This is a genomic window from Phoenicibacter congonensis (assembly GCF_902386915.1).
Lineage (GTDB): Bacteria > Actinomycetota > Coriobacteriia > Coriobacteriales > Eggerthellaceae > Phoenicibacter > Phoenicibacter congonensis.
In genome coordinates, this window is record NZ_LR698997.1 from 895,468 (window position 1) to 914,536 (window position 19,069).

General features: G+C 55.9%; 12 protein-coding genes. 3 read left to right on the forward strand and 9 right to left on the reverse strand.

Features of this window, described 5'->3' with window-relative positions:
- Positions 1-12: 12 nt before the first annotated feature.
- The 4 genes from FXZ76_RS06440 to FXZ76_RS03905 form a co-directional block, all read right to left on the reverse strand.
- Entirely contained in the window at positions 13-2,163 is a 2,151-nt protein-coding gene (locus FXZ76_RS06440; RefSeq protein ID WP_331712582.1) for a BspA family leucine-rich repeat surface protein, read from the reverse strand.
- A 394-nt stretch (positions 2,164-2,557) separates the two neighbouring features.
- Positions 2,558-3,775, reverse strand: coding sequence for an IS110 family RNA-guided transposase (locus tag FXZ76_RS03895; RefSeq protein WP_079535862.1), 1,218 nt, complete (start codon positions 3,773-3,775; stop codon positions 2,558-2,560).
- A gap of 61 nt (positions 3,776-3,836) precedes the next feature.
- Positions 3,837-4,559 (reverse strand): hypothetical protein, encoded by a 723-nt coding sequence (locus FXZ76_RS03900; protein ID WP_079535863.1) that lies wholly within the window; start codon positions 4,557-4,559, stop codon positions 3,837-3,839.
- Between the two features lie 15 nt (positions 4,560-4,574).
- Positions 4,575-7,472 carry a lectin like domain-containing protein gene (locus FXZ76_RS03905; protein WP_079535864.1) on the reverse strand — a complete coding sequence of 966 codons (2,898 nt, stop codon included), beginning with the start codon at positions 7,470-7,472 and terminating at the stop codon, positions 4,575-4,577.
- A gap of 649 nt (positions 7,473-8,121) precedes the next feature.
- Here FXZ76_RS03905 and tet(W) point away from each other — a divergent pair.
- On the forward strand, positions 8,122-10,041 hold the full coding sequence (gene tet(W) / locus FXZ76_RS03915; protein WP_061870345.1) for a tetracycline resistance ribosomal protection protein Tet(W): 1,920 nt from the start codon (positions 8,122-8,124) through the stop codon (positions 10,039-10,041).
- Positions 10,042-10,214: 173 nt separating this feature from the next.
- Positions 10,215-10,541, forward strand: a complete 327-nt coding sequence (locus FXZ76_RS06545) for a class I SAM-dependent methyltransferase (protein ID WP_462933109.1) — start codon at positions 10,215-10,217, stop codon at positions 10,539-10,541.
- Here FXZ76_RS06545 and FXZ76_RS03925 read toward each other — a convergent pair.
- Entirely contained in the window at positions 10,441-11,595 is a 1,155-nt protein-coding gene (locus FXZ76_RS03925; protein WP_157887289.1) for a sensor histidine kinase, read from the reverse strand. The genes FXZ76_RS06545 and FXZ76_RS03925 overlap by 101 nt on opposite strands.
- Before the next feature lie 354 nt (positions 11,596-11,949).
- On the opposite strand from FXZ76_RS03925, the gene FXZ76_RS03930 reads away from it, so the two are divergent.
- Complete coding sequence (locus tag FXZ76_RS03930; RefSeq protein WP_147571532.1) at positions 11,950-12,879, forward strand: bile acid:sodium symporter family protein; 930 nt, start codon at positions 11,950-11,952, stop codon at positions 12,877-12,879.
- 1 nt (position 12,880) lies between these two features.
- On the opposite strand, the gene FXZ76_RS03935 is transcribed toward FXZ76_RS03930, so the two are convergent.
- The 4 genes from FXZ76_RS03935 to FXZ76_RS03950 form a co-directional block, all read right to left on the reverse strand.
- Positions 12,881-13,579 (reverse strand): class B sortase, encoded by a 699-nt coding sequence (locus FXZ76_RS03935; protein ID WP_079535867.1) that lies wholly within the window; start codon positions 13,577-13,579, stop codon positions 12,881-12,883.
- A gap of 109 nt (positions 13,580-13,688) precedes the next feature.
- Positions 13,689-17,456: a VaFE repeat-containing surface-anchored protein gene (locus FXZ76_RS03940; protein WP_079535868.1), complete on the reverse strand. Its 3,768-nt coding sequence runs from the start codon at positions 17,454-17,456 to the stop codon at positions 13,689-13,691.
- Positions 17,457-17,467: 11 nt separating this feature from the next.
- Entirely contained in the window at positions 17,468-17,935 is a 468-nt protein-coding gene (locus FXZ76_RS03945) for a DNA gyrase (protein WP_079535869.1), read from the reverse strand.
- A gap of 129 nt (positions 17,936-18,064) precedes the next feature.
- Positions 18,065-19,069: a conjugal transfer protein TrbL gene (locus FXZ76_RS03950; protein WP_079535870.1), complete on the reverse strand. Its 1,005-nt coding sequence runs from the start codon at positions 19,067-19,069 to the stop codon at positions 18,065-18,067.

Sequence of the window (19,069 nt, forward strand, 5' to 3'; positions counted from 1 at the left end):
GTCCTTTTCAGTTCACTTTCGAGCATGTTTGCCGCGATAGGGGCTCAGCTTGCTGCTCCAGGAAAGCACCAACACTGCAGCGGAGATGATCGATATCGCCGTAAGGAGCAGTATGCTGCGCTGCATGCCGTCGCCTGTGGACGGGAGGCCGCCCCTCGAATCCTGTTCGTTCTTTCCAGCCGAAGAGCCGGCGTTATCGGCTACATTCGATCCATTGTCAGTGCCAGCCTGACCGCTCTCGTCCGATACGGTCGGACCATCAGGGTCGCCAGGGTTCTCGGAGCGCGCGGTCAGCGTTCGGTTGGACGCTTCCCAGTCGTAGGCACGGGAAAGCTGATTGAAGTCTGCTCGGCTGCAGTAGGTTGTCACCTTGTCGCCCTCTGATACAAGAAAACAGTTCTTGCTGTTCGTGCAACCGCTCGGGAAGTGCCACCCATCCGGGATGGACGTTATGGCAGGACAGTCCGCAAAAGTCCCCTGCATGTTCTTCACGCCGTCCGGGATTGCTGGCAAAGCTTTGAGCAACGTGCAGCCCGAAGAAGCGTAGGCTGCATTCACTACGCTATCTGGAATTTTCGGTGCCTCAACAAGAGAGATGCAGCCATAGAAAGTGCCGTCCATATCTTCCACGCTGCTTGCCTCTGACATATCGGGAGGAGCAACAAGGGCAGTGCAGCCCTGGAAAGTGCTGTTCAGATTTGTTGCTTTTCCTGGAATTTTTGGCGCCGCTGCAAGAGATGCGCAGTTGAAAAACGTGCCGAACAGGTTAGTTGCGCTGTCTGGCAGCGCAGGAACGCTCCTCAAAGAGATGCACTCATAGAAGGTGCCGGTCATGTTCGTAACACTGCTTGGAATCGATGGCACACTTTCAAGCAGTGCGCAGCCATGGAAAGCTCGCGTCATTTCTTTCACGTTGATTGCATTCGACAAGTCGGGTGCGACCTTCAACGAAGTGCACCCCATGAAAGCACGGGTCATATCTTGGACGTTGCTCGCATTCGACATATCAGGCGCGGTCTTTAGCAAGGTGCAATTTTCGAAGGTGCCAGCCATATCCGTAACACTAGTTGGTATGACAGGCGCTCTCTCAAGCGACGTGCAGTCTTGGAAAGTTCGCCTCATGTTCGTCACATTGCGCGTATTCGACAGGTCTGGTGCGGAAACAAGGGACGTGCAACCGTCGAACGCCATGCTCAAGTCGGTCACAGCATCTTGGATCGCTGGTGCGCTTGTAAGCGAGGTGCACCCGTAGAAGGCACCGCTCATGTCCGTAACGCTGATCGCATTCGTCATGTCGGGCGCCGCCGCAAGAGCAGTGCAACCGGAGAAACATCGAGACAGATTCGTCACGCTGTTCGGAATCGCAGGCGCAGTCGTAAGAGAAGCGCAGCCCGTGAAGGTGCCACTCATATCTTTCACGCTATTCGGGATTTCGGGTGCAGCCGTAAGAGAGGCGCACCGAGCAAAGGTGCCGCTCATGTCGGTCACGCCACTAGGGATTGTTGGAGCCGAGACAAGACCGGTGCAACCATAGAACCAATCTCGCATGGATGAGGGTGTTACGCCGCTTTCGATCGTAACTGATCTGATCTTCTCTGCCTGAGAACTCCAAGGAGCATCAGGAGTCGAAAACGCCACGTCGCCACTTCCGCTTATATGCAGAGATCCGTCGCTGTATAGCGTAGCGATCACATTAGCAGTATTAAGGGCGCCGATCTCCCATTTTCCGACGATGCTGACCGAAGGCCCAGGCGTGGGTGTCGGCGAAGGGTCGGGGTCGGGCTCGGGGGTCGTCTCGGTCGCCATCGTCGCGTAGGTCATCCTTTGGCCATCTTCCGTCTTTTCCAGCCATACCTTGCAATTCTCAAAGCTGTCGATTCCCATACCGCTGGCGGAAACGGAGCCCATGTCGCTGACTGCCTGCGCCCATGCACCGTCGCTGTTCTGCGCAACCAGGTAGGCGCCTGATGGAACATTCGAATAATCAACCTTTGAATAGTCTGAAGCTATCGATGCGGACCCAAGATCGACCCCTTTATACCTCAAAGTAAAAGCACCGTCACCCGTCACGTTTTCAATCGCCAAAGCACCGTTGGACAATGCCGACGGCGCAGCAGAGGCAAAAGCGACAGATGACAGATCCAGCTCGAAGGCGGGCTTCATCGCGATATTATAAACAACGTTCTCGGAAATCACGTATCTGCCTGAGGCCGCTGCCAGAGCATAGATGTTATAATTTGCAAAAGGTGTACGAAGCCAGAAATAGCCGCTGTTTCCCCAATACGTATTATCTATGCGAAGACCATTGTTCAATGAGTCCGCACTGTTCGCGCCGACGGTGATATATCCGTCGGCACCATGATCATAATCCCCATAAGCCGGATACAGTTTTCCTATCAACCTATAATTTGATTGCGTTTTAGACCTCTTCCGCAACGGCTAAGTATCTGGTGCGAAAACGGCTCCGCGTTGCGGAAGAGGTAGGCCTTTTTGGGCGCAGAAGGCCGGCCCCTGCTATAATGCGGGAGCGGCAGGCGGAGCGGGGCGCTCTGCTTGGCTACGCCGCCGCAGTCGGCGGCTCGTACAAGGTGCCGTTCTTCAGCATCGCGTAGACGACCTCTACGCGTCTGCGCGCCAGGGCAAGGCATGCTTGGCTGCGGGTCTTGCCCTCGGCGATTTTCTTCATGCAGTAGGCTTCCTCCATGGATCCTTCTTGGAACGCTGCGAGGGTTGCGGACTGGACGAGGGCGTTCTTCAGGCGGCGGTTGCCGCCCTTGCGCTTTCTCTTCCCCTTGATAGTGCACGAGTCCTTCTTCACGGGCGCGACGCCTGCGTACGAGGCCAGATGGTGGGCGTTCGCGAAGCGGCCGATGTCGCCGATTTCGGCGGCGATCGTCGCGCCGTACACGCGGCCGATGCCGGGGATGCTCTCCAAGAGCTCAACCTCGGCCACCTGCTTGGAGAGGCGCTCCAGCTCGGCGCTGAGCTCCTTCTCCTCGGCTTCGAGCTCGATGACGCGTCTCGCGATTTTCTTGGCCTGCCCCTCGATGACGGCGGTGGCGGGCAGCGTCACGGTCTGCTCGGACAGCGCCTCGAACACCGTCTCGGCGAGCTTCGGGCCGCGCGTTTTGCGGTACTTGAGGCCGCCGGCCCACTTGGCCACGCGCGCCTTGCCGGCGCGCCTCAGGCCCTGGGGTCCGCCGTAGCGCTCCACCAGGCGTATCTCGAGGTCGTTGTGCAGTTTTGCTTTGCTGAGCACCTTGTCGAGCGCGGGGCAGGCCCGGTGCAGCAGGTCGTGCAGGCGGTTGTAGCAACGGGTCCGCTCGCGCACGACGTCGTCGCGGCACGAGGAGATGACCTTGATCTGCGCCATGATCTCGGAGCGCTCGCCCACAGGTTCGATGAGGCGCGGCGCGCTGCGGGAGACGTCGGCAATGATGAACGCGTCTCGCGCGTCGGTCTTGTCCTCCCCGTAGGCTTCCGCCACCTGCTTGAACTTGCGAGGCGGGAGGTGCGCGACCTCGAGTCCCATGTCCTTGGCCACGGCCACGGCCAGGCTCCCGAACGCCCCGCATTGATCGACGGTCACGAGCATGCGCTCCCCGAGCGAGCTCGCCTTCGCGAGCGCCTCGCGGATCATCGCCTCGTCCTGCGCGACTGGGCCTCTCGCGAGGGGGTCGTCGCCGTCGCGGTCGAGCGCGACCATGTAGTGCCCCGTCTTGCCGACGTCGATGCCGCAGAACACGTCGTACGCCGCGACTTCAGATCTCTTCACGCTTCTCCGATCTCTCGATGGGGCTGGCGCAGTCGTTGGGCGCACCGCCTTCGGCAGAATTCTACGAGCGTAGGGCAGCAACCTTATGAGCGATAAGCGGGCGCCACGGAATCCGGTGGCATGATAGGAAAAGTCCTTGGAAGACAATTGCCGAGAGCCGGTGTCCAGATTCCGCAACGGCCAGCAGGAAGGCCATGCATCGGCTCTTCCTGAAAGTCATTATAGAGAAATCAACTTGTAGAATTGTGGAATAAACACTGTTGTTCTTAGTGTCGTTCGTATATATCGTCGAGGTTTTCATCAAGGCTTGCTCTGCACCTGTAAAAAACGAACTTTCCGCATCTCGCAAAGCTTCTCTTAGCTTGCTTGCGCCGTAATGATTCGGAAACACCTCTGTTGGAGTTTCGCCTTGATACACACAACCCCACTCAGCGTTATAGGGCATAGCGTTCATGCTTTGCTGAAACACTTGTGTTTGCCCAAGCTGACTCGCCGCGAACAAGGTCAGGCTTCCAATGCTTTGGCTGCCTGCGATCCACCATGCTTGTGCATCACTAGGACCGTTTTGCCCAAAGTACACCTTTGCTGCCTTTGCTGTTCCATCAGCGTCGTTCGTGTTGAACTGCATCAAATCGCCCTTATCAGCGAACTGCGCAGTGTCGGGCGATTCCGCCGCATGAGCAGTCGTCGGCCCTATTGGTGTCAAGGTGACAATCAGCGTCATCGCGATCAGCAGCGATAAGAGCGTCTGTCCTACTGACTGGTTGCCCATGATCTTCTTCAAGCTCGATTTCCTTTCCTATCGACTCATTCGACGCCTTGACGCAAGCGCCAGCGCGGCCAGAGCAGCAAGCAACGCCAATGCAGCGATTGCAAGCGCCATGCCGTCCCCTGTTGCTGCCAAACCCGAACCGCCAGCAGGAGAACCAAAATACGGATCGGTCGAAACCTGATCTTTCGATCCTCCCGCATTAGCTAGGTCATTCGGCTCCTCGACAAGCTGGCTCGCAGGGATGGTCAAAGCTTTCACGCACACGTTCGTAACGTAACGATCGCGTCCTGAGATCCTTTCATTAGATCCCTCCGAGTCCCCCTCCAGTCCATCTCCAGAGGCACCTATGGTCGGAGAATCCTCGGGAGCAGTTGTAACATTGCTCGCGATATCCTGACCATAGCCCTTGGGATCGATCCAATTCTTCCCATCCGCTGAAACGAAGCTTGCCTCTTCATTGCCGTTCGCATCCTTGCCCATATGCACCGGCACCGCATCAGGCATCTCAGGGTCGGGCGTATAAGCTTCGACTGCGATTGGGAAATCATAGGTGGGCGTTTCCATACGAACGACCACTGAGAAGACATCACCCTTGGATAGCCTCACTGGTGCGCTGAGTGTGGCGGTGTGATACCCCGGACGCGCCACCACGCCTTCTTGCGTAGACGCCAGCTCCCCCGACGTTGGATTCTGCTCATCAGTAAGTCTCTTATATACTTCGATGCGATAGTTCGTGTTGATTCCCGTAGCGCACATCGTCACGCGATCAAGTGCTTCATCGTCGCGTTCGCTCGTGAAGACGTTTGCCGCATAGCCGACATTCGAGTCTCCCGTTCGAAGAGAATTGCACCAACCTAGGGTATCATTTTGATAGATTGCCTCATTTTCGCGGCCGAGGTCTCCTTTGAATACGCCGATGAAACCAAGCGAAGCGTCCTCATAAGAAATCCAGAAGTACCCTTCGTCTCCTTGTTCAGTGCCCCAGGAATTCTTGATGAGCCATGCGCCGTCGGAGTGCGGACGCATCGTCTCATTGAAATTGAAGCGCGAATAGGTGTCATCCCAACCAACCAGTGCAGTCGCATGGTCGGCAACTGCCTGACCCGCCGTAGGACTCAGATAGTATGCCGAGGTCTCGAAGTTGAAATTCCCCATATCCTGCCGACTTGCGAACTCGATGACAACGACCCCGTCATTCTTAACAGCATCCTTGATCGCCTGCCTGGAAACTCCGTCTTCGGTCTGCTCCCAATAGGGGTTGTCGTAACCTGCATCGAAGAGGATGGAATCAGTGAAGCGCACATCCGAAACGTAACGGTGAGATTCATCCATGGCCACAGGGCCGTCATTCGTTCCCTCCTTGACCAGAGCAGCCCCTTTCCCTGCGGCCAAGCTTGCTGAAAGACGTTTCGAATCGACACCGCCACCATACGGATCAAACTCATCAAAATACTCCGTGTGATTGAACTCGCGCTCCTCCTTTCCCGTTTGCTCGAAATAGAGCATCTGGTAGGGAGATAGCTCAAGGGACTGACCCGTTTTCCTTAGCACAGAAGATTCAATGGAAGCCATTGTCGCAAACGAGAAGCAGGTATCCGTTTGCCCTTGGTTGCGAACAGGAGTCAGCAACCCTTCGTCGCGCAAGTTGTATGCCGACTCGTCACGCGATACATCGCTCGGAACATCAGCAGAGGCAACGCCGGTTGACCTGAATACGCGGCCATCTGGCTCGGCGAACGATGCGGCAAGAGCGTATAAGCGCCCATCGTAGGCTGCTACCGCAGGCTCGAACACCTTATCGTCCGACAATCTAGACCAGTACGGCTCGAACGTACCCGACTCTTCTGAGAAGATGTAGGTGTCTGCCTGCCCATCAGCAGAGAGCGGGCCGACCATGGCTATACTGTCGACGTAACCTTCCACCGCATCTGACCATGCCCTTATCGGAGCAAAGGCACGCCTAGCATTCGTGTTGGGGGCAAATTCAGGGAAGGCGTTTTCTAGCAAGGTACCAGTGTTTCCGCGCACGACCTCCATCGTTCCATTGGATTCGTCGTATGCGTATAAACTATCACCGCTTGCTACAACCTGCGGATTGACGCGCTCGACAGCGAGGGTCGCGATTTGCCCCGTCGAGCCATTGCTCAGATCATAGGAAGAGACGCGGCTAGCGTCGCCCTCGTCTCCACCCACAAGTGCCAAGGTTCCCGCATGGTTTATGATGGTTGATCCCTTTTGGACGCCCGCGCTCGAAATGCTGCTCCATTGTCTAACCGACGGGTCGAAGGCGTACATCTTCACCTGAGCCTTACTGGAATCACTCCAAATTCGCGCAACTCCGCCGTCCAGTTGCTCCATGGACGTCCCCTTCACGATCAGAAGGCCGTCCCAGAGAGCCGCCGAGGCATCGGCCAGAGGTTCTGGAAGAGCAGCGCTCTTCTCCCAACTGTCAGCTTGCGTGTCGTAGCGCCACATAGCCCGAACGAAAGGTGAATCCTCAACTGGCTCGGTATTGGGCAGAGCGTAGAGGTATCCTTGCAAAGGCTGTAGGATTCCACCCGCTTCGCAGTCTGCAAAATCGTCATATTCGTAAGCGTCTCCCTCTGCCTGAGGAAGCGCATGCATTTTTTCATACACGGAATAACTGGGGCTCACGAAAAAAGTGCGGCGCGCCGCCTTACCAGCCGAGGTAGAAACTGTTGCTTCGACCGTGCCCGAAAGCCATTCTTCGTCAGAAATCCTGAAAGCGATCTCGTTATCGGTCCATGAGCTTATTGCTGTGGAATATGCCGTGTGGTCATCACCCAGGCCTGCTTGGATCATAGCCACCTGCCCTTGCGAAGACCCGAATCGAGCACCCGTGATGGTTACAGTCTTGCCGCTCTCGTCGACTTCGAGCGAATCGAGCCTGGGGCCAATGCTCATGTACGGTAAGGAAGCAAGCAACCGAAAACAAGAGATAGACCGCCAGCACTACACTATTCCGAACCAAAGACCAAAAGATAAGCATTGTGGGAAAATCTAAACTTTTGGATTTTCCTACAATGCCAACTACGGCGGAATCCCTCCCACTCCTTATATCTTTCTGTATACATTGAATTTGTATTTAGTAAAATGCAGACAACACCACGGATCGGCTTTTGGTTGGACAATTCCAACCAAACACCACAGCAGACAGCAGAAAACATTCTGAACGCTAGGAAGCCGGTATGATTGTTACATATAAGGGGAAGAAAAATTTCTTTTAGGTACTTGCTTTCCTAAAACTGATGTGATACAATGATTTAATCCAGAAAAGGAGTAAAAAATATGCGGCAAGGTATTCTTAAATAAAACTATAATCAAATAGTGGGAACAAAGGATTATGATAGCTCCTTTTGTAGTGGCTTAGTTTTTTGTACCCAATTTAAGAATACTTTTGCCTTATCAATTTTGACATATCCCCAAAAACAGCAATCACAAACAGGTGTATGCTGTATATGTGTATGTCCGCAACTTATAATCCCCAGTGGTAAAAGTATTTTACTGCTGGGGATTTTTATGCCCTTTGGGGCTGTAAAGGGAGGACAATCACATGAAAATAATCAATATTGGAATTCTTGCCCATGTAGACGCTGGAAAGACGACCTTGACGGAGAGCCTGCTATATGCCAGCGGAGCCATTTCAGAACCGGGGAGCGTCGAAAAAGGGACAACGAGGACGGACACCATGTTTTTGGAGCGGCAGCGTGGGATTACCATTCAAGCGGCAGTCACTTCCTTCCAGTGGCACAGATGTAAAGTTAACATTGTGGATACGCCCGGCCACATGGATTTTTTGGCGGAGGTGTACCGCTCTTTGGCTGTTTTAGATGGGGCCATCTTGGTGATCTCCGCTAAAGATGGCGTGCAGGCCCAGACCCGTATTCTGTTCCATGCCCTGCGGAAAATGAACATTCCCACCGTTATCTTTATCAACAAGATCGACCAGGCTGGCGTTGATTTGCAGAGCGTGGTTCAGTCTGTTCGGGATAAGCTCTCCGCCGATATTATCATCAAGCAGACGGTGTCGCTGTCCCCGGAAATAGTCCTGGAGGAAAATACCGACATAGAAGCATGGGATGCGGTCATCGAAAATAACGATGAATTATTGGAAAAGTATATCGCAGGAGAACCAATCAGCCGGGAAAAACTTGCGCGGGAGGAACAGCAGCGGGTTCAAGACGCCTCCCTGTTCCCAGTCTATCATGGCAGCGCCAAAAATGGCCTTGGCATTCAACCGTTGATGGATGCGGTGACAGGGCTGTTCCAACCGATTGGGGAACAGGGGGGCGCCGCCCTATGCGGCAGCGTTTTCAAGGTTGAGTACACCGATTGCGGCCAGCGGCGTGTCTATCTACGGTTATACAGCGGAACGCTGCGCCTGCGGGATACGGTGGCCCTGGCCGGGAGAGAAAAGCTGAAAATCACAGAGATGCGTATTCCATCCAAAGGGGAAATTGTTCGGACAGACACCGCTTATCAGGGTGAAATTGTTATCCTTCCCAGCGACAGCGTGAGGTTAAACGATGTATTAGGGGACCAAACCCGGCTCCCTCGTAAAAGGTGGCGCGAGGACCCCCTCCCCATGCTGCGGACGACGATTGCGCCGAAAACGGCAGCGCAAAGAGAACGGCTGCTGGACGCTCTTACGCAACTTGCGGATACTGACCCGCTTTTGCGTTGCGAAGTGGATTCCATCACCCATGAGATCATTCTTTCTTTTTTGGGCCGGGTGCAGTTGGAGGTTGTTTCCGCTTTGCTGTCGGAAAAATACAAGCTTGAAACAGTGGTAAAGGAACCCTCCGTCATTTATATGGAGCGGCCGCTCAAAGCAGCCAGCCACACCATCCATATCGAGGTGCCGCCCAACCCGTTTTGGGCATCCATAGGACTGTCTGTTACACCACTCTCGCTTGGCTCCGGTGTACAATACGAGAGCCGGGTTTCGCTGGGATACTTGAACCAGAGTTTTCAAAACGCTGTCAGGGATGGTATCCGTTACGGGCTGGAGCAGGGCTTGTTCGGCTGGAACGTAACGGACTGTAAGATTTGCTTTGAATACGGGCTTTATTACAGTCCGGTCAGCACGCCGGCGGACTTCCGCTCATTGGCCCCGATTGTATTGGAACAGGCATTGAAGGAATCGGGGACGCAGCTGCTGGAACCTTATCTCTCCTTCATCCTCTATGCGCCCCAGGAATACCTTTCCAGGGCTTATCATGATGCACCGAAATACTGTGCCACCATCGAAACGGCCCAGGTAAAAAAGGATGAAGTTGTCTTTACTGGCGAGATTCCCGCCCGCTGTATACAGGCATACCGTACTGATCTGGCCTTTTACACCAGCGGGCGGAGCGTATGCCTTACAGAGCTGAAAGGATATCAGGCCGCTGTCGGTCAGCCGGTCATCCAGCCCCGCCGTCCAAACAGCCGCCTGGACAAGGTGCGCCATATGTTTCAGAAGGTAATGTAAAGATACATAATCGTCAAGACGGCAACAATCAGAAGTTATGGAGGGTAACAATGGAATATAGTAAGGAAGATTTAATGGAAGCAAAAAAGCAAATTTGGGGAGTGGGAGAGAACATGGGAACAGAGGAAAGTAAAAAAATCTGGGAGGAGAACGCACAATTTTGGGATAATGCAATGGGTGACGAATCTAATGAATTTCACAGAGAGGTAGTGCGTCCCAAAGTAACGGAACTTCTATCTCCTAATCCTGCGGATTACATTTTGGATATTGCGTGTGGCAATGGAAATTATTCTTCGTATCTTGCACAAAGAGGCGCTTCGGTTGTCGCTTTTGATTACAGCAAAAAAATGATAGAATTGGCTCTCAGAGCCAGTTCCTCGTCATCTACTGCTATTACGTTCATGAATTGCCTTCTAGCTTATTTGATTCGCGAGGGATGCGAATCGTCACCTGCGTGCCGTGGTTGGGCGCGCTTCTCACCTCAAGCGTCGCCCCGCTAATGTCGGCTAACCGCTTGCGGACGTTCTGTATGCCGATGTGTGCGGATGGGTCGAGGTCGCGGTCGGGATCAAAGCCGATCCCGTCGTCGACGATAGAAATCTCATAGAACGCCTCGTCTTCTCTTGTGGATATACAGATCTCGCCTCCATCCTCTTTGACTGTGATGCCATGGCGGACGGCGTTTTCCGCGAGCGCCTGCACGGAAAGCGGCGGAAGAGAGAAGCCTTTCGATTGGATGTCGTAGCGGACGCGCAAGCGCTCTCCAAATCTCAGCCTCTCCAAGTCGAGGTATGTGGCGGTGTGCTGCAACTCCTTCTCGAAGGGAATGGGGCTCTTGCTCGTAAGCGAAGCCATGTTCTCACGCAAGAATGCAGAGAAGCTGCCTATTGCCACAACCGCTTCGGCGGGGTCACTTGAACATAGTTCGCGTATGCCGGTCAGTACGTTGTAGAGGAAATGCGGCTGTATCTGGCTGAGCATGATGTCCGAGCGTGCCTCAACAAGCTCGCGCTCGCGCTTCTCGAGCAGCGCCTTACGCTCGGACTGGATGTTCAGGAACACGAGGAGTATCGCGATTGCCACGAAAGAATTCATGAGTGCGACTCCGTAATTCAGCACCTGTATGATTTCAGCGACGATGGGAAGCGCTATGTAGCAGGCGAACCCAAGTAGCTCCTTTGCACTCAAGCATGATCGATAGCGAACCACAATCGCGGCATTGCGCAAATGGAGGAAGACCGGTATCAATTGCGCCGCCAAGAAATACCGGCCTCGCATGTACCCATGCTCGGCGTCGACTGTGAAGAACATCCCGTTGAACAGAGATGCCACACAGCCAAGAAGATAGACAGCGAACAGCACGACTGAGAGCTTGAAGTAATCGTGCGTTACCTCATGGCGCTTTGAGATGAATGCGACGATGTATCCTGTGAAGAAGAGAAATAAGGGCACAGGTGCAACATAAAAAAAGAATGTGCCAATAAGTACAAGTGCATATTCTACTTCGCCGAGCGGTAAAGCAAAGCACCAAGCCACCATGTCGCCGACCGCCATTATCAAATTGCACGCACAGATTCCGACGAAGCATCGGTTGACGTTATCTCTGCGGTCGCTGGATATGAGGACATATCCGCCAAGTATCAGACAGAGAAATGCGCTATAAGCATCGAATGCTATGTTGAATTGATCCATCGCCCGTCTTTCTGCTTATCTGTCACGAACCATCCGCCGTCTCTGTCGTTTTCAACGACACTATTATCCGCTCAGAATCCACATGCGTCCAACATTGTGCTTTGATTGCTATTCTGAATCAGGGGTTTAACATCGCGTAAGCTGGATCCTGAATGCAAGAGTATACGAAGAAGTTCCTGGCTATTCATCAACGACCGAAAAAGTGAAAGGAATTTAGTGAACGAATACATCCAACGGTGCACTGCATTGGTAGTCCTCATCGTCGCAGGGGTAAGCCTCTTCTTTCCCGTCGCGGGCATTTGGGTGCAAACCTCATGGATCAATTATCTGCTCATGATTGTCATGTTTGGTATGGGTCTTACGATGAAGGTCGGTGATTTTGTTTCCGTGTTCACTTCTCCCAAAGAAGTGGTCATAGGTTTTGTAGGCCAATTCGCGTTCATGCCCCTTTTGGCCTACCTAATCGGCACCTTTTTTGGATTCGGTCCGGAGCTCATGGCCGGATTGGTCTTGGTGGGAACATGCCCGGGTGGGACTGCAAGCGATGTTATGACCTACTTAGCAAAAGGCGATGTAGCTCTTTCGGTGAGCATAACCGCCGTGAACACCTTGCTAGCGCCTATCCTTACACCGCTTCTTACCTTGGCGTATCTGGGTACAACCATGAATGTCGATGCGTTTGGGATGTACCTCTCTATCGTGCAAGTGGTCATCGTGCCGATTCTTCTAGGACTCTTGATTGGAAAGTTATTAGGGAATCGAGCGGCAACCGTCTCGAAAGGGATGCCCACCGTATCTCTCGTAGCGATTTGCCTCATTATTATGGCGGTCGTTTCTCACAATGCGCAGCAGATCTTCGCAACAGGCATATCAATCCTTGCTGCTTGCATCCTTCTCAATCTGCTGGGTTATGCGGTAGGCTATCTTTTGGCAACCATCGCGAGATCTTCGCTTGCACGAAAGAAAGCACTTTCTTTAGAGATCGGCATGCAGAACTCGGGATTGGCGACCACGCTTGCCGCCACCGCATTTCCTAACATGGCATTGGCGACCGTGCCAGGCGCAATGTTCTCCGTTTGGCACAACATATCGGGCGCTTTATTGGCATCTATTTTCCGAAGAATGGTAGACAGCGATAGCGACTAGATCACGAGCCATCTGCATTAATCGTTTGCTTTAAAGTTGCGTAAACTACGGTACGAGTATTGCTGGTTTGGTACGAACATGTTGCAAATGCGAATAATTGCGCGGCTTCAGAGGGCTGATCCAATAGAAGATCGACATTCTCCGTCATTTCAGAAATCGTCTCTGACTTATCTATTCGTATCCGCTCGTTGTTGGCGTCCACGATGTCTACCGCAAAGATTTTGAGTTCTAATGTCTCTCCACTGCGCTTGTAGATAATGATGCGGCTATGCTCGCGTGCATAGGCCTCATCTGAGAAACTAGCGAAGTCCGCGAACACCGAACCGTCGCTCATGTGGTGCCCGTAGACCATCACGAAGTTGGAGGCCAAGGAACACTCGCAGTCTATGTAAGGCGTTCCGTAATTGCCTTGACCGAACACGTTGCAATAAAGGTAAGCGTTGGGCGCATCGGGAGTTGCCTGCACTATCGGCTCGTCGATGTTAGTTCCTGGCACCTCAATCCAGGCCACAACTTCTGCAGGGAGGCTGTCCCATTCGATCTGCCTTCCAGACTCCTCCTGGTCGAGGAACTCCTCGATTGTCTGAGATACATCCAATCTGCCCTCTTTTGGCGAGCAGACTATTGTGATGACAAGGGAGGTGATTATTGCCGCCATGACAACCCCTGCGATCTTTGCGAAAGCTCTTATTCTTTTCATCTGTTGCTCCTCGTATTAGAAAGGTGGGACGCCATGCGAGCGCCCCACCCTGCCGATTCTTAGCTCTTCGCTAAGGTATTGCGTATGTCTGCAAGCGGCCTGCTCTCAGCTAGTCCTCATCGGAGGCTTCGAGCACTTCCTTTTCCATCTCGGAAATGGCATCTGCCTGCTTGCGCGCACGGCGGATATAGGCGTAAGTCGCGCCAGCCGCTCCGCAGAGCAGCATCACAGCAACGCTAGCCGTCGCAGGATCGACCTCGGCGAAGGCTCCGGTCTTGGGATAGCCCTTGCCCGGGTTCTCTGGTTCGGGAACAGGCTCAGGCTCGGGGAAGCTCACAGTCTGACCCTCGTCGTCGATGTCCTCGTGGGTGGCGATGATGTTCTCTTCTGCATCGGAGAGCTTCTCGAAGAAGACGATGTCGTGTCCTGCGAGATCGCGCGTGTCGATCTCTATCTCGACGTCGATCGTGCCGTCATGGGTCTCGGGTGTGAACTCGGTGGTGCCGACGATCGGCAAACCGTCATCGCCCATAGTCGGGTTTCCGGTCTCCTTGTCCATGAGCATGGTGAAGAGCTTGTATGCATTGCCCGGTGTGAGCCCCGTGTAGGCAACAGTGTCGATGAGCTTAACGTTCTCGCCAATGGTGCCCACGTTCGTTCCGGTCTCGCCGTCTCGTGCCTGGGTTGCGATGTCCACGACGCTCACGGTCTGGTCCACATCGTCGATATCGGCATGAACCATGTACTCGGCCCCCTCGAACTCCATGGCCTCGAAGGCCACGAGCTGTTTGCCAGCAAGCGTTGCGCCTTTGAAGATGAAGGTCACATCCACCGTCCCGCACGATTCCTTGGCAGTGAAGGTGGTACTTGAGGTGATGGCGTTACCCTCATCGTCGAGCGCGGCCTCGCCGGTCGCCTTGTCCATGAGCGTGCCGCACGCAGTGTACTCGTTGCCGGGGATGAGGCCGGTGTATTGAATAGTGTCCACGATCGTGATGTCTTCGCGAGCCTGGCTCTCGTGCGTTCCGCTCTCGGAATCCGCGGCTATCGTCTTCATGGTCTTTGGCATGTTCTCAAGCTCGAACTCGTGCGACTGCGCCATGGCACCGCTCTCGTCCCACTCGATCATGCCCTGGTCGTTCACCTTGAAATCGATCACTGTCGGGTTGCCCTCGTCGTCGAGGTCTGCGATGACATAGCCATCTGGTGCCTCCACCTCTTGGATGTGGTAGCTACCATGCTTGGCATATGCGAGAGAGATGACGCCGTTCTCATTGGTGGCGAGCTCCTCGTCGAAGGTGCCCTCGTCGTTCCAGACGTGGAACTTGGCACCTGCCAGAGCCTTCTCAGGGTCGAGCGCGTCGACCTTCTTGATAGAAGGTGTAGTGGGTTCGTCGGTCACAGCCTCTTCGTGGTCGTATACCGAAACATCCTGTCCCGCATATTCGAGCGCGACCGTCTTCTCTACGACGTCGAGCGCGAAGCCGTCCTTCGCCTTGGCCTCGTATACCGTGTAGGATCCGAGGTAGAACTCAGGAGTGGTCGCCTTGCCGTCATCGCCCGTGGTGAGCGTGGCGACGATCTCGCCCTCATGGGCCCGGATCGTGCCGTCGGGCGTGGCGATGGTCTCGGCCGCCTTAACGATGTATACCGACTCGTTTACCGCATCTCCTGTGATGGAATCGGTCTTTGCGACAGTGATGGTGGCCTTCTGGGGCATGTTCGCGAACTCGATCACGAGCGGATCGTCCCACCCGTTGTAGGCAGCGCCCACATGGAACGCCTTACCCTCAAGCTCCTTCACGTAGCCGTAGGGTGCCTGGACCTCCTTGAGCGTGTAGTCGCCCTCTTCGAGGAGCATCGGCAGCGTCAGCTCGCCTCGCTCGTTGGCAGTCCATGTGTCGATGGTCTCCTCCACTGGGTAGTGCGATGTGTAGGTGACGAGATCGCCGTTTTGGTCCTCAAGCTGGAAGCTCACGGGAAGCGGGACCTGACCTCCAGTCTCTGCGTCCACTTTGACCACCTTGAGCGGCGTCTGGGGGATGTGGTCATTCACGAGCTGCGGAGGAAGATACTGGCCCTCCTCGCGGATGGTAGTCTTCCAATCCTCCACGGGAAGCAGGGTCTTTCCCCACTCCGCCTTGAATGCATCTGCCACATCTTGCGGGATCACCTCGTGCACGCGGTAGGTGCCGTATGCGAGCGCGCCCGTCCAATCGGCAGGCTTGCTCCAGCCGTTGACGCTGGCGTTGTCGTCCTTGGTAGTGGCAAGACCGTTGTCGTCCACCGTGATGGTGCACACGCGGTCGCCGGGCTCCACGAGCTTGCCCGTCACGGGCGAGAGGACGGCATTCTCGGAATCGTTGTAGAGCTCGAACTTGACGCCGGGAACGAGCACGCGCACGACTTCCTGGGGCATGTCTCCGTCGGGCTCGTCGTATACCGTCACGGGCACCTCCTTCACGAGGCGGAAGTCACCGCGCTTCACGGTGTCTGGCACCTTCGGCGTGTTGTAGGTGTAGACGCTCTCGCCGACAGCGCCGTCTGGCGTGATGCGAACGCAGAAGACCTTGGGGTCTCCTCCGTGCCCGTCATCGAGGTTGTAGCCCTGGGGTGCACGGGTCTCTTGGATGAGCACCGTGCCGAGCGGGATCGAAGCGTCCCCGTTGGTCTGGTAGTAGAGGGGGTCTCCCGAGTGCTTGTACTCGTCAGAGAGATAGGCGAATCCGTCAACATCGGTCTCGAAGACCCATGTGCGAGAAGGCTCGCCGGACGCCTCAGCTGATGCGGCATCCGTGTAGTCGCCTGCGAAGTAGCGCACTGTGAAAAGCGCGCCTTCGAGCGTGGCGTCGCCTTGCGGGCGGCTCTCGCCCGTATCGGCATCGACCTTGCCGACGAGCATGCCGACGGGATCTGACTGCGGGATGTCGGAGACGGTCTGGCCGTTAACGCGCGCGGTCTCGTCCGAGGCCACCTTCACCGGGTACACGGTCGGGTCGATCGCGTGCCCCGGTGCCTGCTTGGTCTCCTTCACCCAATAGTCGCCCGGCTCAAGCTCCTCTAAGATGCCCCAGCCGTCCCCGTCGGTGGTGATGGAGCCAGCCACGTCCGTGAGGCCCGAGTTGCGGTACACGGTGTAGACCGCGCCCTCCACGGAGTAGAGCGGGTTGCCCTCGCACATCTCCTCGTTGGCCGTGACCTTCACCAGGTCGATGTTGCCGTAGGGGGTATACTTGAACGAGAGGATGATCTGGGTGCCAGCTCCGGTGTAGAGCTGGAACGCCTCGAAGTTCGAGGGAACGTCGGCCGTTCTCGCGGCGATGAGGCGTCCCGTTGCGTTCGAGTTGATCATGCTTCCGTCGGCACCGAAGCCGATGACGTTCTTCCTAGCCCAGCTCTTGAAGTCGGCGTTGCAGCCGTAGAGCGCGTACGAGCCGTCGGAGGTGTACGTGTCGGACACGAGGATGTGGGCGCAGGCCGCGTAGCGTGACGCCGTCATCTCGGTGCCGTCGTACCACTTGTCCGGCCATAGGCTCGCATCGAAGCCGGGGCTCCCGTAGGCGAACCAGAGGTCCGCCACCACCTCGGCGTTGCGCCCGGAGGGGGCGTCGATGGAGCTCTTGGCGTAGCTGCCGGGAGAAGGCGTTGCCGATTGGGGGTCGGCGCAGTAGGCCATCTCGCCGTCGGCCTCCATCCAGGTGGTGTGGTATCCGCCGTAGTGGATCTTGCCGCCCGTCGTGAGGTTCGCGCTCTCGGCGGCATAGGCGCTTTTGCCCTGGACGCCGAGCGTCCCGAGCGCCGATGCCAGGGCGATGAGCGCGGCGAGCATGCATCGTAGGGCCTTGGAGGCGAGCGCTGCTTCAGTGATGTCTTTCATCTTTCGCCTCCTTAGCGCGCGACGGGCTCGGCGCGGCGAGCCTCGCGGTCCTGGTTGGCCGACGCCTCGCGGGCGTCCCTGGCCTTGTCGTCGAGCGAGGCGAGGTAGGCCTCGCGGCCCTTGCTGATCGCCTCCTTGAGCTGTGCTGGCATGACCTTGACGATGTCCTTGACCTGCTTCCCGTCCTCGTCGAGGACAGGATTCCCGTCGGCGTCGAGGGCGTCCTTCTTGAGCCAGACCTCCTTGTCCGCCAGAAGCGGGATGTCGCGGAAGTTCTCGCCCTTGAAGCGTGAGGGGTTCACGAACAGGGGCGTGAACTGGTAGTAGCTGACGTCCACTCCGTCGATGATGGTGCCCTTCGGCAGCGTCACCGAGTTGAACGTCTTGGTCTCGCCTGTCTTGCGGTCTGGGTACTCGATGTTCTCCCTCACGAAGTTCTTGTGCACGGTGACGTAGACGTTCTTCTTGTTATCTTCCATGTGAGTGCTCCTTTGCATCTCTTGTCGATCTCTGGGCGCGGCGTTGTTTGGAGGTTCGCCGCATCTTTCTGCCTTAGCGTTTACCACCCGATTCCATAGGCACCACCTCCTCTCAGATCGTCCTAGTCATCAGAAACCGCTCACGATGTCGCGCGCCCAGGCACCGCTCTTCACGAGCGAGAGCACGAGCAGGATGCACATGGCGAGGTACTGGAGCGCGTAGGTGAGCCCGTTCGCGATGGCGTCGATGGGCGTCCCCGTTTCGGGGTTCACGGCGACGATGCCGCCCAGGATCACGGGGAAGCTGATGAGCAGGATCAGGATGATGAGGCCCGCTATGCAGACCGCCCCGAAGCTCTTCAGGTACCCGAGACCGATCTGGCGCGTCTGGTCGAAGCCCAGGAACGCCAGCGGTATCGGCGAGAAGGCCGCCATGATGTAGAGCTGTATCGCTCGCGCCCAGCAGACGACGAGCGCCACGATGTAGGCGATGAGCACGACGAGCCAGCTGATTATCGCGACTATCAGGAGCGCCAAGAGAGCAGACAGGTCATCGTCGCCGGTGACGATGGACACCACCGTCATGTCGAGAGCGCCGCCCGTCCCGAACAACCCCTCCACGCGGTCTATCGCGAGCCCTATCACCTCGTAGATAGCGGCCATGAGGTCGAAGGAGTGCTGGATCAAGAACAGGAACACGGCGAAGAACACGAGGAGGAACACGACCTCCTTCACTCCCGGCAGCGACTGGTTACCGTCCATGCGCTGCGAGATCTCGATGAGCTTCAAGGTGAACACGAGCCCGAGCACCCCGCAGCCTATCGGCAGCACCGCCACCTGCCAGACGCCGCGCGCGATGTCGTACATCGACACGTCGCCAGCGCTCGTGAGCATCGTCTCGAAGGGAGCCGAGAGTACGCCGTTCGCGCCGATCGATCGCATGACATCGGTCTGCGCCGCGAAGATCCAGTTGCACCAGTCGCGCAGCACCCCGCAGAGCCATGCGTTGATGTCGTCTGCGATCGAGCCCCATGCGAAGTGCGTCGGGATGAGGAGCGCCGAGAGGAGTGCGAAGGCGGCCGCGAAGGCCAGTATGAACCGTCTGCTTGAGACGAGGCTTCCTAGCTTCTCCAT